General features: G+C 33.9%; 30 protein-coding genes. All 30 read left to right on the top strand.

Annotated features, from left to right (window positions below; all coding sequences use genetic code 11):
• The 30 genes from QE109_RS00625 to QE109_RS00480 all read left to right on the top strand — a co-directional run bounded on the left by QE109_RS00625 (position 1) and on the right by QE109_RS00480 (position 24,655).
• Positions 1-798 carry a motility protein A gene (locus QE109_RS00625; protein WP_425365099.1) on the top strand — a complete coding sequence of 266 codons (798 nt, stop codon included), beginning with the start codon at positions 1-3 and terminating at the stop codon, positions 796-798.
• Positions 791-1,558, top strand: coding sequence for an OmpA/MotB family protein (locus QE109_RS00620; RefSeq protein WP_281092421.1), 768 nt, complete (start codon positions 791-793; stop codon positions 1,556-1,558). The genes QE109_RS00625 and QE109_RS00620 overlap by 8 nt, the downstream gene beginning before the upstream one ends.
• The gene (locus tag QE109_RS00615; protein WP_281092420.1) at positions 1,555-1,974 is read left to right on the top strand and encodes a flagellar basal body-associated FliL family protein; all 420 of its coding nucleotides are present in this window, start codon (positions 1,555-1,557) and stop codon (positions 1,972-1,974) included. The genes QE109_RS00620 and QE109_RS00615 overlap by 4 nt, the downstream gene beginning before the upstream one ends.
• Before the next feature lie 72 nt (positions 1,975-2,046).
• The gene (gene fliM / locus QE109_RS00610) at positions 2,047-3,057 is read left to right on the top strand and encodes a flagellar motor switch protein FliM (RefSeq protein ID WP_281092419.1); all 1,011 of its coding nucleotides are present in this window, start codon (positions 2,047-2,049) and stop codon (positions 3,055-3,057) included.
• Positions 3,050-4,177, top strand: coding sequence for a flagellar motor switch phosphatase FliY (gene fliY / locus QE109_RS00605; RefSeq protein WP_281092418.1), 1,128 nt, complete (start codon positions 3,050-3,052; stop codon positions 4,175-4,177). Before fliM ends, fliY begins: the two co-directional genes overlap by 8 nt.
• An 18-nt stretch (positions 4,178-4,195) precedes the next feature.
• Entirely contained in the window at positions 4,196-4,558 is a 363-nt protein-coding gene (locus QE109_RS00600) for a response regulator (protein WP_281092417.1), read from the top strand.
• 10 nt (positions 4,559-4,568) lie between these two features.
• On the top strand, positions 4,569-4,991 hold the full coding sequence (locus QE109_RS00595; RefSeq protein WP_281092416.1) for a flagellar biosynthetic protein FliO: 423 nt from the start codon (positions 4,569-4,571) through the stop codon (positions 4,989-4,991).
• On the top strand, positions 4,978-5,751 hold the full coding sequence (gene fliP, locus QE109_RS00590) for a flagellar type III secretion system pore protein FliP (RefSeq protein WP_281092415.1): 774 nt from the start codon (positions 4,978-4,980) through the stop codon (positions 5,749-5,751). The genes QE109_RS00595 and fliP overlap by 14 nt, the downstream gene beginning before the upstream one ends.
• Before the next feature lie 9 nt (positions 5,752-5,760).
• Entirely contained in the window at positions 5,761-6,030 is a 270-nt protein-coding gene (gene fliQ / locus QE109_RS00585) for a flagellar biosynthesis protein FliQ (protein WP_281092414.1), read from the top strand.
• A gap of 8 nt (positions 6,031-6,038) precedes the next feature.
• Positions 6,039-6,803: a flagellar biosynthetic protein FliR gene (gene fliR, locus QE109_RS00580; protein ID WP_281092413.1), complete on the top strand. Its 765-nt coding sequence runs from the start codon at positions 6,039-6,041 to the stop codon at positions 6,801-6,803.
• 18 nt (positions 6,804-6,821) lie between these two features.
• A complete protein-coding gene (gene flhB, locus QE109_RS00575) occupies positions 6,822-7,907 on the top strand; it encodes a flagellar biosynthesis protein FlhB (RefSeq protein ID WP_281092412.1) in 1,086 nt (361 codons plus the stop codon).
• Positions 7,908-7,919: 12 nt separating this feature from the next.
• Entirely contained in the window at positions 7,920-9,956 is a 2,037-nt protein-coding gene (gene flhA / locus QE109_RS00570; RefSeq protein ID WP_281092411.1) for a flagellar biosynthesis protein FlhA, read from the top strand.
• A gap of 29 nt (positions 9,957-9,985) precedes the next feature.
• Positions 9,986-10,315, top strand: a complete 330-nt coding sequence (locus QE109_RS00565; RefSeq protein ID WP_281092986.1) for a hypothetical protein — start codon at positions 9,986-9,988, stop codon at positions 10,313-10,315.
• A complete protein-coding gene (gene flhF / locus QE109_RS00560; RefSeq protein ID WP_281092975.1) occupies positions 10,222-11,229 on the top strand; it encodes a flagellar biosynthesis protein FlhF in 1,008 nt (335 codons plus the stop codon). The genes QE109_RS00565 and flhF overlap by 94 nt, the downstream gene beginning before the upstream one ends.
• 13 nt (positions 11,230-11,242) lie before the next feature.
• A complete protein-coding gene (locus QE109_RS00555; protein WP_281092410.1) occupies positions 11,243-12,097 on the top strand; it encodes a MinD/ParA family protein in 855 nt (284 codons plus the stop codon).
• Positions 12,098-12,111: 14 nt separating this feature from the next.
• Positions 12,112-12,846: a flagellar brake protein gene (locus tag QE109_RS00550; protein ID WP_281092409.1), complete on the top strand. Its 735-nt coding sequence runs from the start codon at positions 12,112-12,114 to the stop codon at positions 12,844-12,846.
• A complete protein-coding gene (locus QE109_RS00545) occupies positions 12,846-13,916 on the top strand; it encodes a protein-glutamate methylesterase/protein-glutamine glutaminase (RefSeq protein WP_281092408.1) in 1,071 nt (356 codons plus the stop codon). The genes QE109_RS00550 and QE109_RS00545 overlap by 1 nt, the downstream gene beginning before the upstream one ends.
• A gap of 5 nt (positions 13,917-13,921) precedes the next feature.
• The gene (locus QE109_RS00540; protein WP_281092407.1) at positions 13,922-16,003 is read left to right on the top strand and encodes a chemotaxis protein CheA; all 2,082 of its coding nucleotides are present in this window, start codon (positions 13,922-13,924) and stop codon (positions 16,001-16,003) included.
• Positions 16,004-16,016: 13 nt separating this feature from the next.
• On the top strand, positions 16,017-16,454 hold the full coding sequence (locus QE109_RS00535) for a chemotaxis protein CheW (RefSeq protein WP_281092406.1): 438 nt from the start codon (positions 16,017-16,019) through the stop codon (positions 16,452-16,454).
• Between the two features lie 9 nt (positions 16,455-16,463).
• A complete protein-coding gene (locus QE109_RS00530) occupies positions 16,464-17,084 on the top strand; it encodes a chemotaxis protein CheC (protein WP_281092405.1) in 621 nt (206 codons plus the stop codon).
• Entirely contained in the window at positions 17,081-17,566 is a 486-nt protein-coding gene (locus QE109_RS00525; protein ID WP_281092404.1) for a chemotaxis protein CheD, read from the top strand. Before QE109_RS00530 ends, QE109_RS00525 begins: the two co-directional genes overlap by 4 nt.
• 17 nt (positions 17,567-17,583) lie before the next feature.
• Positions 17,584-18,315: a FliA/WhiG family RNA polymerase sigma factor gene (locus QE109_RS00520; RefSeq protein WP_281092403.1), complete on the top strand. Its 732-nt coding sequence runs from the start codon at positions 17,584-17,586 to the stop codon at positions 18,313-18,315.
• 178 nt (positions 18,316-18,493) lie between these two features.
• On the top strand, positions 18,494-19,876 hold the full coding sequence (locus QE109_RS00515) for a DUF342 domain-containing protein (protein ID WP_281092402.1): 1,383 nt from the start codon (positions 18,494-18,496) through the stop codon (positions 19,874-19,876).
• Positions 19,877-19,894: 18 nt separating this feature from the next.
• Entirely contained in the window at positions 19,895-20,233 is a 339-nt protein-coding gene (locus tag QE109_RS00510) for a hypothetical protein (RefSeq protein ID WP_281092401.1), read from the top strand.
• Between the two features lies 1 nt (position 20,234).
• The gene (locus tag QE109_RS00505) at positions 20,235-20,804 is read left to right on the top strand and encodes a DUF6115 domain-containing protein (protein WP_281092400.1); all 570 of its coding nucleotides are present in this window, start codon (positions 20,235-20,237) and stop codon (positions 20,802-20,804) included.
• 139 nt (positions 20,805-20,943) lie between these two features.
• Positions 20,944-21,669, top strand: a complete 726-nt coding sequence (rpsB, locus tag QE109_RS00500; protein WP_281092399.1) for a 30S ribosomal protein S2 — start codon at positions 20,944-20,946, stop codon at positions 21,667-21,669.
• 154 nt (positions 21,670-21,823) lie between these two features.
• The gene (gene tsf / locus QE109_RS00495) at positions 21,824-22,471 is read left to right on the top strand and encodes a translation elongation factor Ts (RefSeq protein WP_281092398.1); all 648 of its coding nucleotides are present in this window, start codon (positions 21,824-21,826) and stop codon (positions 22,469-22,471) included.
• 113 nt (positions 22,472-22,584) lie between these two features.
• Complete coding sequence (pyrH, locus tag QE109_RS00490; protein WP_281092397.1) at positions 22,585-23,295, top strand: UMP kinase; 711 nt, start codon at positions 22,585-22,587, stop codon at positions 23,293-23,295.
• Between the two features lie 21 nt (positions 23,296-23,316).
• Positions 23,317-23,874: a ribosome recycling factor gene (gene frr / locus QE109_RS00485; RefSeq protein ID WP_281092396.1), complete on the top strand. Its 558-nt coding sequence runs from the start codon at positions 23,317-23,319 to the stop codon at positions 23,872-23,874.
• A gap of 46 nt (positions 23,875-23,920) precedes the next feature.
• On the top strand, positions 23,921-24,655 hold the full coding sequence (locus QE109_RS00480) for an isoprenyl transferase (RefSeq protein ID WP_281092395.1): 735 nt from the start codon (positions 23,921-23,923) through the stop codon (positions 24,653-24,655).
• Positions 24,656-24,661: the final 6 nt, after the last annotated feature.

Here is a 24,661-nt window from a genome sequence, read left to right as displayed (position 1 = left end):
GTGTTCACATTGGATATAACAACGATTTTAGGACTCGTATTGGGTGCAGGTTTTATAGTATGGTCAATTTTACTTGGGGGACAACTGGGATGGTACTTTGATGCGCCCTCTGTGGTTGTAGTTGTCGGGGGTATGTTTTCCGGCTTTTTAGTTGCGTTTCCACTTAAGGAAGTGCTTAATCTAGGTAAAATTTTCGGTAAAACTATGAAAAATAACGAATTTGATATTGATCAAATCATCACAAAGATCATTGAGCTTGCGAATGTTGCTAGAAGAGAAGGTCTCCTAGCACTTGAAGAAGCTGTATCTGAAATTAAGGATGATTTTCTTCAAAAGGGCGTTATGTTAATCGTAGATGGTACAGACCCTGAGTTGGTTAAAAATATTTTAGAAACTGAAATTGAAAACATATCTGCTAGACATAGTAAAGGGAAGTCGATGATGGATACTTTTGGATCTCTTGGTCCTGCATTTGGTATGATCGGAACCTTGATTGGTCTTGTTGCCATGCTTCAAAACCTATCAGATCCTTCTTCAATCGGACCTGCTATGGCAGTTGCTTTAATTACCACTTTTTACGGTGCAATACTTGCTAACTTAATTTTTATTCCTATGGCAGGAAAACTTGCTCTAAAGAGCAATGAAGAGTTGTTAATTAGAAATGTTATGATAGAAGGACTACTTTCAATTCAAGCTGGTGAGAACCCTAGGATTATTGAGGAAAAACTAAAAGTATTCTTACCGCCATCAGTAAGGAAAAAAGTAGGCACACAGGAGGCGAAATCAGACAATGGCTAAGGATAAATGTCCCGAATGTAAAGCTGGTTTACCCGAATGGATGGGTACGTATGGTGACCTTGTTACGCTGCTAATGTGCTTTTTCGTTCTACTCTTTGCGTTTTCTTCGATAGATGCTCAAAAATTTGAAGCTGTAATGCAGTCTTTTCAAGGATCTGCTGGTGTATTGTCTGGGGGTAAGTCTCTATCAGAAGCGCCTTTGGTTTTTGATGGAATGCCAGAAAGTCAGACTTCATCACAACAAGTTGTTGAGCAGTCTAAACTTGAAAATTTAAAAGAGCAAGTTGAGCAATACTTAGAACAAAATCAGATGCAAAATCAAGTTGACATCGAACTCGAGGACCGTGGTCTTATTATCAGATTTAAAGATAATGTTTTATTTGATCCTGGAAGTGCAACGGTTAAACAAGGTTCTTTTGGCATATTAGATTTTTTAAGTCAATTATTAACGACAGAAGAATTGATCAACGAAGAGATTCGTGTTGAAGGTCATACTGATAACGTGCCCAATATCTCTGCTCAATATCCTTCTAACTGGGAACTTTCAACTGCAAGAGCGACAAATGTGGTGCGCTATTTTATAGAACAATCAACTTTTACACCAGCGAGACTTTCTGCTGCAGGTTATAGTGAATATCACCCTATAGATACAAATGATAGCGCTGAGGGGCGTTCAGCCAATAGACGCGTTGATATAGTTGTGATTAAGAAAGCTGTGGCGGCAACTCAAGATACGACAAATGCCGGAGGAAATCAATGAATAAAAAAATGTTAATTATTATAATTGCAGTCGTTTTAGTAGTTGTAATTGGAGCTGGAGCAGCTGTATTTCTATTAACTAGAACGCCAACTGAGAAACCTATTGTTTATTTTGTATATACATTTGATGAAGAATATTCAAATTTACTAGACGAAAATAGTGGGAAAATTGTGAAGTATCAAGTTACCATTGAATACACTGACGAAACTATGTTGGCTGTTTTTGATACAAATAAAATTAAGCTGCGAAATAATATTGACGAAATTATGCGCGCTACCCTTTCAACGGATATTGAAAAAGCAAATGGCAAGCAAAAATTAAGAGATCGTATAAAAGACATGGTAATTGAACTTCTAGAATCTGATGAAGAAGTCATTACAAATATTTATATACAACCTTTTGTGATTCAAGGTTAAGTTTTACCACAATATAGCCGATATTCATCTTGAAAGTATAAAGATATTCTAAGAACTAAAGGAGGTGAAATCATGCCTGACGTTTTATCCCAAAACGAAATTGACGAACTACTCGCGGCGCTTAGCACTGGCGAAGTGGACGTCAGTGAGATAGAAGAAGAGAAAAAAGAGAAGAAAGTTAGAAAATATGATTTCAGCCGTCCTGATAAATTTGCAAAAGATCAACTAAGAACGCTTGAAATTATCCATGAGAATTTTTCTAGATTACTAAATAACTTTCTTTCTGGGTATTTACGAACTTATATTGAAGTAGATGTAATCTCTGTACAAAGTTTAATTTATACTGAATTTAGTAACTCTATATCAAATCCTGCAATTTTAGGAATTGTTGATTTTGCGCCATTTGATGGTCAAGTTATCATCGATGTTTCAGCTGATATAGCCAATGCCATGATCGAAAGAGTTTTAGGTGGAACAGGAAAAGCATCTGGGATGTCGTCTAAAGAAAGTAGATCTTTAACAGAAATTGAGATGACACTTTTAAGAAATATTTTGATAAAATTTATCAACTTACTAAAAGAACCTTGGGGAAATATAGTTGAACTTAGACCTAAGCTTGAAAATATTGAAACAAATGCACAGTTTGCTCAAATTGTATCACCGGCAGAATCGGTTGCTTTAATTACTTTTAATTTACACATTGGTGAAAATGAAGGAATGATCAACATATGTATACCACATTTCGTTATTGAACCTATTCTACCGAGTTTAAGTTCGAGGTTATGGTTTGCTACTAGTAACAAGAAAGAAGTTACTGATGAGGAACGTGAAGCGCTTGAAACGGGAATTAGTCGTTCAAGGTTAAATATGACTGCTGTAGTAGGTGGTTCAAATATAACGGTATCTGAACTTCTTAATTTACAAAAAGGCGATATTATTTTACTTAACAAAAATGTAGAGGAACCGCTTGATATTTATGTAGAAAATCAACTGAAATATAAGGCTAAACCAGGTATCAAAAAGAAAAATGTTGCCATTATGATTTCAGAAATAATTGAGGAAGGAGATGAATTAGATGAGTGATATGCTATCCCAAGAAGAAATAGATGCTTTACTAGGTGGTGGGGGTCCTTCGTCTTCAGCTTCAACTATAGAAGGTTTAACTGCAGAAGAAGCAGATGCAATAGGTGAAATTGGTAATATAAGTATGGGTACTGCTGCAACGACCTTATTTACATTGCTAAACAAAAAAGTTACAATTACAACACCAAAAGTATCTGAAACAACCATGGAAGAACTCGCAAAAGAATTTTTAGATCCTTCAGTTTTAATTAACATTACTTATAAAGTAGGTATTGAAGGCGTTAACTTTTTAATTCTTCATGAAAAAGATGTTAAGATCATCACTGATTTAATGATGGGTGGCGATGGTACTAATATTTCTAATGAGCTTAATGACCTGCATCTAAGTGCAATTAGTGAAGCAATGAATCAAATGATTGGTTCTTCTTCAACTTCTCTGTCTGAAATGTTAGGTAAAAAAATTGATATTTCTCCTCCTGAGGCTTATCATGATAAGATTTCTGAACTCGACTATTCTCAATTTGGTGTAACGAAGCAAGATCAAGTTGTTAAAATAGCGTTTAGAATGACCGTTGGAGATTTAATTGATAGTGAAATTATGCAGGTGTTACCACTTGAAGTTGCTAAACAAATGGTTTCAACGATTATTGGTGCAACACATGATGAAGAACCTGTAGTATCAGCGCAACCACAGGCTTCTAAGCCTGAAACTCAACCGGAAGAAAATATTTCGCCGAAGAAAGAACCTCCTAAAAACCAATATTATTATGAGGAAGATGAGCCGAAACAAAGGGTAACAGGAGAAAAAGTTAATGCAGTTCCATTGCAATTTGAAAATTTTGATAGCAATTCTGCTCAAATGTATTATAATAATGATATAGATTTAATCAGAGATGTACCGCTTGAAATTACCGTTGAATTAGGTAAAACAGGTAAAAAGATTAATGAAATTCTCGATTTTGGTGTTGGAACAGTCATCGAGTTAGATCGTCTTGTTGGTGAACCACTTGATGTTCTTGCAAACGGCAAACGAATTGCTAAGGGAGAGGTTGTCGTTGTTGATGAAAATTACGGCATTAGGATCACAGATATTATAATACCAAGAAGAGTAAGTGAATAATTTTTAAGGAGGATAAATATGGCTAATACAATATTAGTAGTCGATGATGCAGCATTTATGAGGATGATGATCAAAGATGTATTAACAAAAAACGGCTATGACGTTGTTGGAGAGGCTGAAAATGGCCAAAAAGCAATTGAAAAATATAAAGAACTTAAACCGGAGTTAGTAATTATGGATATTACTATGCCTGAGGTTGATGGTATTCAAGCCGTTAAAGAAATCAAATCATTTGATCCAAATGCAAAAGTTGTCATGTGTTCGGCTATGGGTCAGCAAGCCATGGTTATCGAATCTATTCAAGCTGGAGCGAGAGATTTTATTGTTAAACCATTTCAAGCAGATCGCGTAATAGAAGCTGTAAAGAAAGTTTTAGGATAGGTGAAATGTTATGAACATTTTCACCTGTTCTCTAGCGGGTTTAACGACTCCATATAAAAGTACATCTGACACTTTGTTCATGATAAAGTATATTATTGTGGCCACAGTGTTTTTGTTCTTATTGTGGGGTATTTCAAAATACCTTACAAAAAAACAATTTGTAGGCATCAGGAACAAAAACATGAAGGTTATAGAACGTGTTGCAATTACTAATGACAAGTACTTGTTTTTAGTTGAGCTTGATGGTATACATTATATGATCAGCAGTGATAAAAATGGTATGAGATTAATTGATAAACGAGAGCATCTAAATATTGAGTCTTCTAAGTCAATTGAACCTCAATCAGGTGCTTTTTTTGAGCAACTTAAAACATCTATTTCGAAAAGAGATTCGCAAAAAAATACAAAGGATAGTAAGGATGACTCTAACTAGTAGACATTTTAAAGGGTTAATCATATTGGCATTTTTGGTAATCCTTATGATTCCAGCCAATATAGATTTTGCAGCAACCACCCTCCAAATTCCAGATATCAACGTAACTGTTTCTGGCGGTGATGGTGATGTACAAATAGCCAATAGTATTCAAATACTCATCTTATTAACTGTTTTGTCATTAGCGCCATCAATTTTGATTATGATGACATCTTTTACAAGGTTTATAATAGTTTTGGGTTTTGTTCGCCGTGCTTTATCACTTCAGGCGACACCACCAAATCAAACCTTAATTGGTTTAGCTTTGTTTTTGACACTTTTTGTTATGGCGCCCGTTTTCACAGATGTTTATGAAAATGCATATGTACCATTGCAAGAAGGCACTGTTTCCTTAGAAGAAGCTGTGGACCTTGCCTCAGATCCTTTTAAAGAGTTCATGTTGGCACAGGTTCGTTCAAAGGATTTGGCGCTTTTTTTGGATATTGCTCAAGTGGATGAAGTTAATTCAAACGATGATATCTCTATGGCTGTTCTGATTCCCGCATTTATTTTAAGCGAGTTAAAATTGAGCTTTGAGATCGGCTTTTTAATCTTTATGCCGTTTATAGTTGTAGATATGATTGTCGCTTCGACGCTGATGGCACTGGGGATGATGATGCTACCACCTGTTATGATCTCACTGCCAATTAAAATTTTGTTATTTATTTTAGTTGATGGATGGCACTTGATTGTCGAAAAATTAGTGTTAAGTATTAGGTAGGAGGGTAATATGACCGAGGAAATGATAATTGATTTATTTACAGAGTCTATAAAAACCATCTTGCTACTAGCGGCCCCCATGCTACTTAGTGGGTTATTGATTGGATTACTTATAGCTATTTTTCAAGCTACCACACAAATTCAAGAAGCAACACTGGCTTTTGTTCCTAAGATTATTGTTGTATTTGCAGTTATGTTATTTACGGGTTCGTGGATGCTTAATTCTCTTGTGGCATATACTATTTATATCTTGGATTTTATTGATCTTATTATCTATTAGGTGGCAGTATGACTTTTTCGATTCCATTACTTGATATATTTTTAGTCGCCGGTAGAATTGGAGGCATGGTATTTACCGCTCCAATTTTTGGCAGTAGAAATTATCCGATTCCCATGAAAATTGGATTTATATTTTTCACAACACTAATTGTATATCCTTTTGTAAATTCAACCATTACGTATGATGTGACAAGCTTTCTTGGTTTTGCTATATTGATGGCTAACGAACTATTAATCGGTATTTTCATAGGATTATTGATTTCTGTGTTTTTTAACTTTATTTATTTCGCAGGAGATATGATTGATCATGAGCTTGGGTTTTCTATAGTAAGTGTTATTAACCCAATGGATGAATCGCAGATACCGATCACATCAAATGTATTTTATGTTTTTTCGACATTGATTTTTCTACAGTTAAATTTGCATCATGAATTAATTACTGCACTGGTGGTTTCGTTTAGTAAGATACAGTTGGGGTCTTTTTTTAATGTAGCAGGCTCATTTCCAATGATACTTGATGTTGTTGGCCAATCCTTTATCATTGGTCTGCAAATAGCTGCACCTTTTATGATTACGGTGTTAATTGCCAATATAATATTGGGTTTACTTTCCAAAGCGATGCCTGGTATGAATATATTTATATTAGGAATGCCTTTTAAAATTTTCTTTGGTCTTTTAATGTTTATTATTTTGATGCCCTATTTATATGAAATATTCAGTACCATATTAAATTCTGTTTTTATGTACGTCAGTGATTATCTGAACATATATTAGTTGTAGAGAGGACAATAGATGTTACGTTATTTTGATTTGCAATTATTCTCTGAAGAAAAAACGGAACAACCTACCTCTAAGAAAATGCAAGATTCACGAGAAAAGGGACAAATTCCACAATCAAAAGATCTAAATGGTGCGGTTTCTTTATTAGCTGTTTTTATGGCTTTTTCCTTTTTTAGTAATTATTATGTAGAAAATTTAATTGGTTATTATCAGTTCGCAATGAATCTTACTGTGGATACAGCAAGTTTATTTTCTTCTAATGGAATTAACAAATTTATGAGTGAAACTATATTTTTCATTTTGAAAATGTCACTTCCTTTATTGCTCGTTGCTCTTGTATCTGGTTTGTTGTTGTCTTATATACAAGTAGGATTTATTTTCACAACTGAAACGATAAAACCTAAACTGGAGAAAATCAATCCTTTAAAAGGTCTGAAAAATATGTTTTCAACAAGATCTTTGGTTGAGATGCTAAAATCAGTTTCTAAAGCGGTATTGCTTTTATACGTGGCAATAAGTTATATCGCTGGTCATATGAGGGAGTTGCTAATTACACAGGAACTCGAACTTGGACCTATTGTACTTGTTATGTGGAGCTTGATTTATGGTGTAGTTATACGATGTGCAATTTTACTTTTTGTTATTGCTGTTTTTGATTTTGCTTATAAACGCTGGAAAAACAACAAAGACTTAATGATGTCTAAGCAAGAAATCAAAGAAGAATATAAACAGAGTGAGGGAGATCCTCAATTAAAATCGAAAATAAAAGAAAAACAGCGGACTTTGGCGATGAGTCGAATGATGCAAGAAGTACCTAAGGCGGATGTGATTATCACTAATCCAACTCACTTTGCAGTTGCGCTAAAATATGATGCCAGTATCGGGGATGCACCTCTTGTAACAGCCAAAGGACAAGATTTGATCGCTCAAAATATTAAGCGAATTGCTTCAGAAAATAATGTACCAATAGTAGAAAACAAACCTTTAGCTCAAACGATATATAAAACTGTCGACATTGGTTCTTTTATACCGGGAGATTTATATGAAGCAGTAGCTGAAGTACTAGCATATGTTTATTCTTTAAAGAAAAAAAATTAGGAGGCATGAAATATGCGCTTTAGTGACATTATAGTCGCGATGCTTGTCGTTACAATCATTGTACTAATTATCGTTCCAGTACCATTAGGACTATTGGACTTTTTTTTAGCGCTTAACATCTCTCTCTCATTAACTATATTAATGCTCTCAATGTTTGTAAATGAGGCCCTTGAATTTAGTGTTTTTCCATCAATGCTATTAATAACCACTTTGTTCAGGCTCGCACTTAACATAAGAACTACAATGAGTATTTTATCCACGGGTACTGCTGGTGAAGTAATCGCATCCTTTGGTTCCTTTGTTATCGGCGGAAATGCAATTGTTGGTTTTATCATATTTCTTATCATTATGATTATTCAGTTCTTAGTTATTACAAAAGGTTCTGAGCGGGTTTCAGAGGTTGCTGCTAGATTTACACTTGACGCAATGCCTGGTAAACAGATGGCAATTGATGCCGATTTGAACTCGGGATTAATTTCAGAAACAGATGCAAAGATTAGAAGAAGAAAAATTCAAAGAGAAGCTGATTTTTATGGTGCAATGGATGGTGCCAGTAAGTTCGTTAAAGGTGATGCTATCGCTGGTATTTTAATTACCATGATAAATATTTTAGCTGGATTTATCCTTGGAGCAATGACAATGGGGCTTACGTTGCCACAATCAATTGAGCGTTTTACACTTTTAACAGTTGGTGATGGTCTTGTCAGTCAGTTACCAGCACTTATGATTTCTGTAGCAACTGGTGTTATCGTTACACGGTCAGCTTCAGAAGCGAATCTTGGTACTGAAGTTATCGGTCAATTGTTTGCACAGAGTAAAGTTCAATATATTGTAGGTATTGTAGTAATTATACTTGGCGCTGTGACACCACTTCCAAATTTTCCATTCTTGTTGATCGGTACTTTGATTTTGGTTGCAGGTTATGCTACACAAAATCGTAAAAAAAAGGAAGCTTTTGAACAAGAACAGGAGGAAATTGAGCCTGATACGTCGAAAGAAGATATGCGAAGACCAGAAAATATTATGCCGCTTTTGCAAGTTGATCCTATAGAACTTGAATTTGGTTACGGTATTATTCCTTTAGCAGATCCAAACCAAGGTGGTGATTTGTTTGATAGATTAGTTATGATTAGACGACAAATTGCTTTAGAGTTAGGTTTGATTGTCCCTATTATAAGACTTAGAGACAATATTCAGCTTGACTCAAATCAGTATTTGATAAAGATTAAGGGCAATGACATGGCAAAAGGTAATATTGTATTTGATCATTATCTTGCGATGAGTCCTGGGGCTGTTGAAGGTGAAATTGAGGGTATAGAAACGATTGAACCTGCATTTGGTTTACCAGCAAAATGGATTAAGTCTGATTTGCGTGAAAAGGCAGAACTTCTTGGATTTACAGTTGTAGATCCATCGTCAGTTATTTCTACACATTTAACAGAAGTCATTAAAAAATATGCCTATGAGTTAATTAGTCGTGAGGATGTAAAACAATTAATTGAAAATGCGAAAGAAACAAATCCAACACTAGTTGAAGAGTTAATTCCTGGACTTATGAGTCTTGGTGATATCCAAAAGGTTTTGTCAAATCTTTTAGCTGAAGGTATATCTGTTCGAAACTTAGTTTCTGTCTTAGAAGCATTGGCAGACCATGCAAGATCAACAAGAGATATTAATATCTTGACTGAATATTCAAGACAAAAATTATCGAAACAATTATCGAAAACATATTTTCCCTTTGGTCAGGCTAAAGTTGTGACTTTGGATCAAAATTTAGAAAATATGCTGATGGAGGCAATTGATCAAAATGAAAATGGCACATATTTAGCCATTGATCCAATAAAAACACAAGGGATTTTAGCAAGTCTTGCGACAGAAGTGAGAAAATTGATGCAAATGGGTGAAATGCCTATAGTTGTAACAGCACCAATTGTAAGACTCTACTTTAAAAGAATGTCAGCGCAAGCGATTCCTGATCTTATTGTACTTTCGTATAATGAGATTGAATCTGATATAGACATACAATCAGCTGGGATGGTGAGTATTTAATGAAAGTCAAACGATATATCGTTAATGATATGAATGAAGCAATGATTAAAATCAAAAGCGAGCTAGGCATTGATGCTGTAATTTTAAATACTAGAAAGATTAAAACGGGTGGTCTTTTTAAATTCTTTAAAAAGCCATTATTGGAAGTTGTTGCAGCTATTGATGAGCCTATAATTGTTGAAGATAAGAAAAAAATCCGAAAACAAATATTAAGAATGATAATGCTCCTAGACTTGAGATGTCCAAGACACTTGAACAAGAGAAAATTGACATTAACAGAAGTTCAATTGTACAAGAACCTCTGGTATCGAATCCACTATCTAGTATGCCAGCAAATAGGAAACAGGAGCTCAATATAAATCAGCTTGGGGCAGACCACCCAAATGTACCATATGATAACAAAGAGCTACAAGAACTTAAACAGATGGTTACTAATCTGATTAAAAAAGTTGAAAACATTGAACATCAAACGCCAGCACATAGTCAAACACCTGAAGAAAAGTATATTGATTTCTTAAAAGAACTAGACATTCAAGAGTCTATTGCTAAAAAGATTCTAGAAATAGTTCAAAGACAAATTAATATCAATGAAAAAAATCATGAGACAATTCTAAATGCTATGAAAGTAATTGCTAGGGAGTATCTAGGAGACATTAAAACTATTGATACTGATATCCCTAACAAGCCTAACGTATATATGTTTCTTGGTCCTACCGGTGTGGGAAAAACAACGACTTTAGCAAAAATTGCAGCTAGACTTTCCCTAGTTGATAATAAGAAGATAGGTCTAATTACCGCTGATACCTATAGAATTGCTGCTGTTGAGCAACTAAAAACTTATAGTGAAATATTGGGAATTCCTCTTGAAGTTATATATGAAGCAAGCGAACTTCAAGATGCAATTGACCGTTTTCAAGATAAAGACTATATTTTAATTGATACAGCAGGAAGAAGTCACAAAAGCAAAGAACTTAAGTCGGACTATGATGAATTAGTGAGATACCTTAAAGAAGTTAAAATCTTCTTGGTGATGAATATGACGACTAGTTTTAAAGATATGAAAAGTATTATAGATTCTTATTCCTTTCTTAAAGAGTACAGATTGTTATTTACAAAACTTGATGAAGCAACTAATTTTGGTAATATTCTAAATTTGAAAGTGTTGACTGGAAAACCACTATCGTACTTTACTATAGGACAAAGTGTTCCTGATGATATTGAAGTAGCTGACAAAGAAAGAATTATCCAATATATTTTTGACCAACATAAATAATCGGGGGATTGAGATGGATCAAGCACAAAAGCTTAGAGATATTGTTGGAGAAGGTTCAAACGACGTATCTGATGCCAGGATTATAACGATTTCAAGTGGTAAAGGTGGCGTCGGAAAAACTAACTTTACTGTGAATTTGGGAATTGCTTTAGCAAAATTGGGTAAAAGAGTTACAATTATTGATGCAGATTTGGGATTAGCTAATGTTGATGTCTTGTTTGGAATTGTGACAAAATATAATTTGTCTAATGTTATTAAAGGTGAAATATCTGTTCAAGATAGTATGGTTAAGGGGCCTTATGATATAAATATTATTTCAGGTGGTTCTGGAATTATGGATCTCATTGATTTGGATCAGAATCAATTAGAGAAATTGATTCATACGTTAAGTTATTTTAATACAATTTCAGATTATATTTTGATAGATACAGGTGCTGGACTAAGTAAATCTGTTCTATCTTTTGTAGAGGCAGCCTCAGATGTTGTTCTTATCATTACGCCAGACCCAACTTCGATTACAGATGCATATGCTTTAATTAAGAATATTACAAATGATGACCAAAAAAGGATAAAACTTATCATTAATAGAGTAGATAGTAACGAAGAGGGTGACGAAGTATTTAATAAGTTGGAACAAGCAGTTACAAAATTTCTTAATAGGGAACTTGAAAATTTGGGGTATATATTTGAAGACTCTAATTTAAAGCGTGCTGTTCGTAAACAAACACCGCTTCTTGATGCGTATCCTAGAGCTATAGCAAGTAAAGGTATTGAAAATATTGCATATAATCTAGATAATAATCACAAATACGCAAAGAGTAACAATAGCTTCAAATCATTTTTAAATCGACTGATGAATAAAATTTAAATTAAAGGTGGCGTATGGAGGGCTTTGAGAAATATTTAAAAATTGCAGATGAAGTTGATATAATGATTTTTAAGACTAACAATGAATCTTTAACATTATCTTCTTTTGTCTATGAGGTAACTCATAATACACAAATTATACTCTCAAACCCCATAAAAGATGGTGTTCTTTATCCTCTTGAAAAGAGTTATACTTACTATTTTAGGTTTTTTATAGAAAATAATGGGATGTATTTATTTAAAGGTATTATGATAGAACGCATTTCGTATGATAACTTACCGAGTGTCGTAATTGCTCTTGAATCTGATATTAAACGAATTCAAAGAAGAAAATTTTTCAGAGTAAATTTAATCTCTATTGGACATTTTTTATTCGAAAAAAGGCTGAGTGATCAAGAGATAGAGCAATTGAGAGAAAGAATGTTACGTAAGTACAAAAACGAAAATGAATTTATTATAGATGAGACCATTACTGAGAAAGTAGCTTTTGATACACTTGATTTAAGTGGCGGTGGGTTAAAAGTTGTAACACAAATCGAATTTCAATGTGGTGATTTTGTTAAGGGCGAATTTAAAATTTCTGGCTCTTGGGTTCTTTTTAAAGGTGAAGTCACAAGAATTGAGAAAAAAGATACTAAACGGTATGAAGTGGGTATTAAGTTTCTAGAGCTTGATTCAGTTACACAATCAAAAATTGTAGCTTATGTGTTTGAAGTTGAACGAAATTTAATTAAAAAGGGTTTGATGTGATGAAAATTAGAGTATTAGTAGTTGATGATTCAGCTTTTATGAGAAAAGTAATTGCAGATATGATTTCCAGTGATGCTGGCATGGAGGTAGTTGGAACTGCCAAAAATGGTGAAGAAGCGCTTCAAATGATTGTTTCTTTAAAACCAGCGGTTGTCACAATGGATGTTGAAATGCCAAAGATGGATGGTTTGACTGCGCTTAAACAGATTATGGAAGTTAGTCCAATGCCTGTAATCATGTTAAGCAGTTTAACCACAAATGGAGCAGTTGAGACATTAAAGGCGTTAGATTATGGTGCTTTCGATTTTATTACGAAGCCAACGTCTCTAATTAAAGTTTCAACCCCCGAAGTTAGAGAAGAACTTTTAAGTAAAATTAGAATTGCTAGTCGCACTAAAATTAGTAAACCCTCTATGGTGATGAGGCAGACTAGGCCGACGCCAGTTGTTCAAAAATCTGAGCAAAGCCGCACAAAGAATATTGGTTCAAGGACTAAGTTTAAAAAACTGATAGCAATTGGGACATCCACAGGTGGTCCAAGAGCGTTGCAAGATGTTATTCCATATATACCTAGAGACATTGATGCTGGAATACTAATCGTTCAGCATATGCCACCTGGCTTTACAAAATCACTAGCCGAACGTTTAGACGGTATGAGTCAAATACAAGTGAAAGAAGCTGAGGATGGAGATATTATCTGTGCAGGCGTTGCATACCTTGCTCCAGGTGATAGTCATATAAAAGTGACTAAACAAGCGGGGCAATTTGTGATAAAATTAGATAATGGTGATCGTGTTAGTGGACATAAACCATCAGTTGATGCTATGATGTATTCTATAGCGGAATTGAATGACCGTGATGTTATAGGTGTGATTATGACAGGGATGGGTGCAGATGGGGCTGATGGCCTGGTCAAAGTTAAAGCTAATCGTGGTTATATCATTGCTCAAGATGAAGAAAGTTGTGTGGTTTTCGGTATGCCAAAATCAACAATTAAATTAGGTGTGGTAGATAAGGTTGTAAGCCTTAATAATATTGCAAACGAAATAGTAAAAGCCATGGAGGTGTAGTGCATATGGATATGAGTCAATATTTAGAAATATTTATCGATGAATCAAAAGAGCATTTACAGACAATGAATGAAATCCTTCTCATACTTGAAGGCGACGTAGAGAATTTATCACATTTAGGTGAAATTTTCAGAATTGCCCATACACTTAAAGGCATGTCAGGGACGATGGGGTTCACAAAAGTTGCAGATTTAACACATAAGATGGAAAATGTACTCGATTTAGTAAGAAATGGTGTTTTAAAAGTGGATAGCACAATCGTTGATATATTGTTTGAATGCTTTGATGCATTGGAAGAATATATTGAAAATCTCGAAAAAACAGGCAAAGAAGGTGATTTGGATTCTTCTGAACTTGTTAAGAAGCTTGCTTTTATTGCAGAAAACAAAAGCACAGTTGGCTCACCATCTGATAAACCAAAAACAAAAAAAGACGAATCTGTTCAACCAAGTAGTACTTCAACAACTTCAACCGATGAAGGTGATTTTCATATCCCTTTAAATGATATTGATAGTTTGTTAAATAAAGCTTTTGAGATGGGAGTTAAACCTTATCTTATCAAGATTACTTTGGATAGCGGTTGTATGCTTAAAGCTGCAAGAGCTTTTATAGTTTTTAATACACTCGAGAGATTTGGAGAAATTCTAAAATCATATCCCTTGGCTGAAGAAATAGAAGATGAAAGATTTGATGATTCATTTGAAATTCTTTATTTTAGTAAACTTGATGAGAGTTATGTTCACACTGAACTGATGAGGATTTCTGAACTTTCTGCTGTTGTAGTAAAACCTCTTACTGAGATAGAGTTTGCTGTAGAGGAAAAGAAAGAAGATGTAGAAGTAGACCTTGAACACGTTGAAGTGAAAGAGTCTGAACTTAAAACTAAAGAAGACAGTCAAAGCAAAGGCGAAAAAGGAAAAACTTCTAAAACTGTTCGTGTTGAAATTGGCAGATTAGATAACCTTATGAACCTTGTAAGTGAGTTGATTATTATTAAGACGAGACTTGAAGATCTCGATACAACTAGTCAGAAATCTGATGATCAAGGCAATAAAAATAATATGAATGAAGCAATCGAGTATCTTGAACGCATTACAACTAGTCTTCATGATGCAGTTATGAAAGTTAGAATGGTTCCGGTTGAAAGAACCTTTAATAGATTCCCTAGATTGGTTCGTGACCTATCGAGAGAACTTGGCAAAAATATTAAGCTATTTATGTCAGGTGAGGAAACTGAAGTTGATAGAACTGTTATTGATGAAATTGGAGACCCATTAATTCATTTAATTAGAAACTCTTTGGATCATGGTATAGAATCTCCTGCTGAGAGAGCTAAACTTGGAAAAGAGGAAACTGGTTTTGTTGCTCTTAGAGCATATCCAGATGGCAATACTGTAGTTATCGAAGTTGAAGATGATGGTAAAGGAATTAATCCTGAAGTCATTAAACGCAAAGCGATTGAAAAAAATATAGTAACTAAAGAAGAAGCAGATGTAATGCCAGATAAAGAGCTTATCAATTTGCTGTTTAAGGCAGGATTTAGTACTGTAGATAAAGTTACCGATTTATCAGGTAGAGGCGTTGGTCTAGATGTTGTAAAATCTAAGATTGAAGCAATTAACGGTACTGTTGAAGTCGTTTCAAATATGGGACAAGGCAGTAAGTTTGTTATTAGGTTGCCACTTACTCTTGCAATTATCCAAGCACTAATGGTTAATTTAAATGAAGAAAAATTTGCTATTCCACTTAACAATATTAAAGAAATTACAACAATCGAAACAAACAAAATCACTATGGTTCAAGATCAAGAAGTTGTTCTTTACAGAAACAAAACATTGCCAATTATTCGCATGAAAGATGTTTTAGATATTGAATATGATCACGAAGAACTTGATGAACTAATTGTTGTTATTGTTAAGAAAGGTGATATAGAGGCTGGTTTAGTTGTTGATAGTCTCATCGGACAACAAGAAATCGTTATTAAATCACTGGGTAAATATTTAACAGGCATTAAAGCGATAGCGGGTGCTACTATATTAGGAAATGGTAGTGTAGCACTTATTGTCGATCCTAACCAATTATTCTAACAGAGGTGATATGATGAGCGAAATCAGAGAGTTTGTAACCTTTAGACTAAATCAAGAGTATTATGGTATCAACATACAAAATGTTGAGAATATAGAAAAAGTATTACCAATTACTAGAATTCCATATACACTTAATTATATTAAAGGTGTCGTAAATTTAAGAGGTATTATTGTACCAGTTGTAGATCTAAGAGCAAGATTTGGTCTTGATAAAAAACCAACTTCAGAAGAATCTAGAATAATCATCGTTAATTTGGATGAAAACAAGATTGGTATGTTGGTTGATTCATCATCTGAAGTGTTGCAAATTATGGAAGATGATATTGATGCTGCGCCAAATGTAAAGAAAGAAATTAACAATGAATTCATTAAAAACATTGGCAAAAAAAATGGTCGCATTATCATGTTGATAGATTTATACAAGGTGCTCAATATTGAGCACGTTGAATAGGAGACTTCAATGGGATTTGAATTTGATAACATGAATAACACGATTATTCTTGATGTATTAAGAGAAATTGGCAATATTGGTGCTGGTAATGCAGCGACTTCTCTTGCTAAAATGATAGACAAAAAAATAGATATGAAGGTACCGGTAGTTAAGTTACTTGATTTTGATCAAGTACCTGAACTACTTGGGGGACCCGAAAACGTTGTTTGTGGTATTTTCTTTAAAATTGAAGGTGACATGACAGGGAGCATTATGTTCGTTCTTGATCAAAAGTCAGCTTTTAATTTAGTTGATTTGTTGATGCCGCGTGAAAATGCTGATTTTGATGAATTTACTGTTTCTGCTTTAAAAGAAATAGGTAATATTTTAGCGGGGTCATATATTTCATCATTATCTGGATTGACGAATTTGAAAATTAAAATTTCTATACCTGCACTTTCGATTGATATGGCAGGCGCTATTCTAAGCGTCCCAGCAATACATTTCGGTCAGTTAAGTGACAATGTAATGATTATTCAAAATGAATTCATCGAGGTCCTAGAGGCAAAAAGTGTCGATGGCTACTTTTTCCTAATTCCGGACTTAGATTCATATGAAATCTTATTAGGAAGCCTGGGAGTGACACTATGAGCACCATGGTAAAAGTTGGGATGGCAGATCTTAAAGTTGTTTCGCATCCTGATGCGCTAACAACTTTAGGACTTGGTTCTTGTGTTGGAATCTGCCTTTATGATGCGACAACAAAGGTTACTGGGATGGCACATATAATGTTGCCATCCAGCAAAGCCATCAGAAAAAACGAAAATGTTGCAAAATTTGCAGATACAGCCATTGTAGAACTCATTGATCAAATGGAAAAACTAGGTGCGAGAAAATCTAGATTTGTAGCTAAAATTGCAGGTGGTGCACAGATGTTCTCATTTACTTCACAGAATGATTCTATGAAAATAGGTGAGCGAAATGCTGAGGCTGTGAGAGAAATATTAAAAAACATGGGCATTCCAATAAAAGCGGATGACACTGGAGGAAACTTTGGTAGAACAATTGAATTTTATAGCGAAAATGGAAAGCTTATTATCAAAACAGCAGGTAAAGGAATAAAGGAAATCTAAAATTGAAGGTGTTATACATGACAGAGCAGCTTTGGATCAATTACAAAGAACGAAACATAAAAGAAGCTAAAGACGAACTTATTATTCATTATGTTGCTTTGGTCAAAATAATTGCGGGTAGACTTTATACAAGTTATAATGCCCATGTTGAATTTGATGATTTACTTGGTTATGGCATTATAGGGTTGATTGATGCAATTGAAAAATTTGATCACAAGAAACAGATTAAATTTGAGACATACGCAAATATCAGAATCCGAGGTGCTATTATAGATCAAATTAGGCATATGGATTGGATTCCAAGAAGTACAAGGCAAAAATACAAACGTGTTGAAGAAGCCATAAGTAGGGTTCAAAAAGTTTACGGTAATGATATGACCGATGAACATATTGCAAAAGAACTTGGCGTTAGTATGGAAGAGTACGGTAAGCTTATAGGGGAAGTGACAACATATTCTGTTGTTTCATTAGAAGAACGACTAGAAGATAATTCCAATTTTGATATTGCTTCAGATTCTGTTGATTTTCAACCTGAAGATAATTATACCGACCGTGAAGTAAAGCGAATTCTCGCTGAAACTATAGATAAGTTACCTGAGAAAGAAAAGAAAGTTATGCAGCTGTATTATTATTCAGAGCTCACATATAAAGAAATTGCTGAGATATTAGGTATCTCAGAATCAAGAGTTTCTCAGATTCATACAAAAGCGATTGCTAAGCTAAAAATATCATTAAGTAGTCTATACTAAGGCGCATTTGTTTCTCTATTGATTGCAGAAATAGATGTGTTTTTTATAATATTTTGTTAATCCTAAAAATATGTTATAATTTTATTATAAAAACATATGTTTATGCCGATAGATATAGTATAAACGGTTAATGTATGTATTATAAAACAATCAACTTTTTGTTTCTAAGGGGGAAATAATGAGCGAAGCTAAGAGTAAATTTGATATTTCAGTAAGAATATCTGATGACTATTATAAGGCCTTTATCTCGGTTGAGTTTTTATCGCCTGGTGTATCTATCAAAGCGGATGAGATCGTGAAGGTCTTAAAAGATAAAAATATTATTTTTGGGTTAAAATATAATATTATTGAAGCAATATGTAAAAATGGAAATACAGTTTTTAATGAAATAGTTGCTGAAGGTATTCCTCATGAAAATGGTAAAGATGCAACTATTGATTTAACTTTCAACAAAGAGCATCGTGCTAAACCTCAGATTTTAGATGATGGAAGAGTTGATTTTAAAAACATGGGATTTGTTGAGACGGTTAAACAAGGTGATGTTTTGGCTGTTAAAACACCTGCTACTAAAGGAAAAAATGGAACAACAGTAACTGGGAAAGTGATTAGAGCGAAAGATGGCAAAGAGGCCGTCTTTAAAATTGGTAAAAACATAACACTTTCTGCTGATGGTTTAAACGCCATAGCAGATGTTGACGGAACCGTTACGGTAGATAATGATAAAATAGCTGTTATTCAGATGCTAGAAATTAAAGGTGATGTAGGCGTTGAGACAGGAAATATAAACTTTCAAGGACAAGTAATTGTAAATGGCAATGTCACTAATGGCTATTCAATAGAATGCGAAGGTGATTTGGTGATTAATGGTGTCGTAGAAGGTGCAACACTAAAATCTAATTCAAATATTGTGATTTCTAGAGGGATACAGGGTCATGATGAAGCAGATATATATTGTGAGGGACAATTAACTAGTAATTTTATCAATAGTGCAACAATTGTTTGTAGAGGGGACATAGAAACTGGAGCCATCATGAACAGTATTGTGAAATCTGATGGTAAGATTACCGTAAAAGGAAAAAAAGGCTTAATCGTTGGTGGTGAAATAACAAGTAAAAGTGATATTGAGGCAAATGTTGTTGGCTCCGAAATGGGAATTATAACTTCGATAAAGATGGGTGTCGATGTTGAAATTATTGATGAACTGAAGAATTTATCAATAGAGGTTAAAGAACTTATTGAAATGCACGATAAACTTGATAAATCAATTAAAATCCTCAAAATAAAAGTTGATCAAAATCCAGATGACGAGCGTTCACTCTTTATGCTTAAAAAGTACAGCGGAAGTTTCTTGGATATGGATAGCAAATTATCTGAAAAGCGTTTAAGATTAAAAATGTTAAATGAACTTGTTAATAATATCCGTGGAGCTCAATTAAAAGCAAAAACTATATACCCTGGAACAAGAGTTAAAATAGGAAGTACAAGTTATTATGTGAAATTTGCGCTATCTCATACTGTAATTACGAAAGATAAAGGTGAGGTTGTAGCGATAGGTTATTAATGAATTGAGGTGCTTGATATGTCTATTCGACCAGTTGATATGCAGATAGTAGTTCAAAAAACGCAGGAAATTCATTCTGCCAAACAAACAGTAATCAGCAAACTTGATAATGAACTGGCACAGGCACAAACACGGAACAAAGAAGAAATTGTTTTAAAGACACATACAGTTAATAATACAGAAAGATCTGATTTGAGACGCGTAAAAAGTGAAGACGAAGAAGATCGAGAAAAGAGAAAAAAGCGCAGTAAAGGCAAATCAGATAGAGAAAAAAATGATGTAGACGGAGATGAAAAAACTCAAGAACTGAATAAAAAAGTAAGTGTTCTCGGGACACATTTTGATATGAAGGTGTAAAATGTATATTGTTAGTTTTGTAATTGGGCTGATTATTGTTATCAGTTCCATTTTTTTGATACGTTTTGAATTGAATAGAGCCGTTCGTAGTCAAGCTATGTTATTGGAACAGTCAAAAGTTTATAAAGATTCCGATCTTTTTGATATGCTTGAAAATTTACAATCTTCTATAGATGAGATGAACAGGGCTTTTTATGATATTGCTTCAGATTTAGAAGGCAAATATAGTATTCATGATAAAGAAATAGAACTTATCAATCAAATGATTGAGACTTTGAAAAAACAAATTATTTCAAGTCACTTGGAACCTAAACCCCACAATAGTACAGGTGAGATTAGAGCAAACATTAGCAATATGAACAAAAAAAATGATGATAAAAAACAAGTATTACTAGATAATGATTTTACCGATCAGGAGCTTTTAGAAGTAGGGAAAAATAATAATCATGAACAAGAACTTATTGATCAGATAATTGAAATGAGAAGTACTGGGAAATCGTTAGCACAGATAGCTAGAGAGCTTGGAATTGGTATGGGCGAGATTCAATTGCTCTTATCACTTAAAAAATAAATTTTGTTGTACTATAGCTTTTGCTGTGGTATAATATCCAAGGTAATAAAAATCACACTTGCTTCAATTTTGATGGTGTTGCTGTAAAGTCCCATTAAAAGATGAAAAGCAAGGAGGAAAAAAACGAGGAGGAACAAAAATGTCTGTAATTTCAATGAAAGAATTACTAGAAGCTGGTGTACACTTTGGTCACCAAACAAGAAGATGGAACCCTAAAATGGCTGAATACATCTTCACAGAAAGAAATGGTATCTATATCATCGACTTACAAAAAACTGTAGGTAAAGTTGAAGATGCATATTCTTTTGTTAAAAGTGTTGTTGATGAAAATGGTACTGTATTATTTGTTGGTACTAAAAAACAAGCTCAAGAAGCTATCGAAACTGAAGCTAGAAGATCAGGTATGTATTTCGTTAACCAAAGATGGTTAGGTGGTATGTTAACTAACTACAAAACAATCAAGAAAAGAATCGATTTATTATTCAAACTTGAAAAAATGGAGTTAGACGGTACTTTTGAAGCACTTCCTAAAAAAGAAGTTATTAAATTAAGAGCTGAAAAAGAAAAACTTGAGAAATTCTTAGGTGGAATCAAGGATATGCACAAACTTCCAAGTGTTATGTTTGTTGTTGATCCTAAAAAAGAAAAAATTGCTATTCAAGAAGCTAAAACTTTAGGAATTCCTGTAGTTGCTATCGTAGATACTAACTGTGATCCAGACGAAGTTGATTTCGTTATCCCAGGTAATGATGATGCAATCCGTGCAGTAAAATTAATCGCTGGAAAAATGGCTGATGCTATTATTGAAGCTAAACAAGGCGAGCAATTAACTGACGAAACAGTTGCTGAAGTTCCAGCAGAATAAATTATATAACAAGTAAAAGTTAATTGTATTGATAATTTGAGAGGTAAGAGTCTTACTCTTACCTTTTTTAAGTCATAAACTTTATGATAAAGCTTGAAGATTGAGTTCTTGGAGTTTTACAAAAGTAAATACCAAGTACAAGAGGAGGAACATTATGGAAGTTACTGCTTCAATGGTAAAAGAACTTAGAGAAACTACTGGCGCTGGTATGATGGATTGTAAAAAAGCGCTTGTTGAAACAAATGGTAATATTGAAGAAGCTGTTAAATATCTTAGAGAAAAAGGTATTGCAAAAGCTGCTAAAAAAATGGATCGTGTTGCGTCAGAAGGTATTATTGCATCATACATCCACAGTGGTAGAATTGGTGTAATTGTTGAAATTAACAGTGAAACTGATTTCGTTGCTAAAAATGCTGATTTCCAAGAGTTTGGTAAAGATATTGCAATGCAAGTTGCTGCAGCAAATCCTTTATATATCAGAATTGAAGATGTACCAACTGATGCTATCGAAAAAGAAAAAGAAATTCTTAGAAATCAAGCGCTTAACGAAGGCAAACCTGCTCAAATCGTTGACAAGATGGTTGATGGAAGAATCGCTAAATATTATAAAGAAGTTTGTTTACTTGAGCAACCGTTTATCAAAGATCCAGATAAAACAGTTGGTCAATTGTTAAAAGAAAAAATTGCATTCATCGGCGAAAATCTTTCAATCAGAAGATTCTCACGTTTTGAAGTTGGTGAAGGCCTTGAAAAGAAACAAGAAAACTTTGCTGAAGAAGTTGCTAAACAACTTCAAGGTTAATTTTATTAGAAATAAGCGAAGAGAACACAAAGCTGTGTTCTCTTTTTTAAGGAAAAAATATTTGAATGGCACTATAAATTGCTGTAGAATAAGAGTGAACGGGGGTAGTTTAAGTGGACTATAAGTACAAAAGAGTCATATTGAAATTAAGTGGCGAAGTACTCGCAGGTAAAAAAGGATTTGGTGTTGACGACGATGTAGTTGCAGATGTAGCTGGTTATGTAAAAAAGCTTACTGATGCAGGGATACAAGTTGGTGTTGTTATTGGTGCTGGAAACTTTTGGCGTGGTAGAAGCAATAAACGAATGGAAAGAACTACTGCTGATTATATGGGGATGATGGGAACTGTAATGAACTCATTAGCCATGGCTGACGCTTTAAAATTTTTAGGTGTTAAAAATCATATGCTTAGTGCAATTCCAATGACACCTCTTGCTGAGAGTTATAATCGCGAGAAAGCTGTACAGTACATTGAAGCAGGAGATGTTGTAATCTTTTCAGCAGGTACTGGTAGTCCGTTTTTCTCTACAGATACTACAGCTGCACTTAGAGCTGCTGAGATGGATGCTGAATTGATTTTATTGGCTAAAAGGATTGATGGTGTTTATGACTCAGATCCTATGCTAAATCCAGATGCTAAGAAATATGATACGCTATCTTATAGTGAAATTCTCAATAAAAAATTAGGTGTTATGGATTTTACAGCAATCACACTTTGTATGGACAATCATATACCAATTGCTGTTTTCGACCTCAATATTCCTGAGAATATTATGAAAGCTTGTGAAGGACAAAACGTTGGAACAATTGTTTCTGGCGAATAATAAAATATCTAGGAGGAAATAATGAGAAATCATGTTCATGAAACGTTAAGCGAAAAAATGGAAAAAACTTTAAGTGTACTTAAAGAAGAGCTTAATCATATCCGTGCAGGACGTGCGAACCCACTCATCCTTGATAAAGTGAAAGTGGAATACTATGGCGCTGAAACACCGATTAAACAACTTGCAAGTGTTTCTGTACCAGAACCAAGAATATTACAAATCCAACCTTATGATGCATCAATATTAAAAGATATTGAAAAAGCAATTCAAATAGCAGATTTAGGTATTAACCCTAGCAATGATGGTAAAATGCTTAGATTAATTATTCCAATGTTAACTGAAGAAAGAAGAAAAGATCTTCAGAAACTTATTAAGAAACTTGGGGAAGACGCTAAAGTTGCACTTCGTAATGAAAGAAGAGATGCGCTTGAGCACCTTAAAAAAATGGAAAAGGCAAAAGAAATATCTGAAGATGATTTAGTATCAGGTGAAAAGGAAGTTCAAAAGATGGTAGATGAATATGTTGCTCATATTGATCAATCAGTTACAAAAAAAGCTGAAGAGATTATGGAAGTTTAATATGCAAGTGCCCTCCATATTGGAGGGCATATATTTGAGGTGTGATATGCTTTTTAAAAAGCGCCATATTGAATTGGACCTAAAAAATTTGCCTCAACACGTCGCCTTTATAATGGATGGAAATGGCAGATGGGCCAAACGTCGCGGTATGCCAAGATTAGTTGGACATAATGCAGGAACTGAAACTTTAAAAAAAATTGTAAAAGAAAGCAAGAGACTTGGTATTAAGTATATTACTTTTTATGCATTCTCAACTGAAAATTGGAAGAGACCATCGGATGAAGTGAATGGTTTAATGAATATTTTAGTTAAATTTATTCAATCAGAAGTGGATGAAATACATGAAAATCAAATTAAAATAAATATATTAGGCGATTTAGATAGATTACCTAAGTATGCGCGTGATCAAGTTGAATATGCTATAAAGTTAACAGAAAAAAATGATAGCATGTTCTTTAATATTGCGCTTAATTATGGTGCTAGAGATGAACTTCTCAGTGCGGTAAAACAAATTTCAGAAGATGTGAAATCTAGCAAAATAGATAGTGCTAATATTGATGAGACTTTGTTTTCTCAGTATCTATATACGAATGGAATGCCTGATCCAGATTTGTTGATACGCACAAGTGGTGAAAAAAGACTTAGTAATTTTCTCCTGTGGCAATTAGCGTACTCGGAGTTTGAATTTGTGACAGTGTTTTGGCCAGATTTCAATGAACAAGTTTATCAAAAAGCATTATATGATTATCAAAAAAGAAATCGCAGATTTGGTGCGATTTAAGGAGCG

The organism is Fusibacter bizertensis (assembly GCF_029914245.1).
Lineage (GTDB): Bacteria > Bacillota > Clostridia > Peptostreptococcales > Acidaminobacteraceae > Fusibacter_C > Fusibacter_C bizertensis.
Note: the sequence above shows the minus strand (reverse complement) of the source record. Positions and strands in the feature narration are given on the sequence as shown.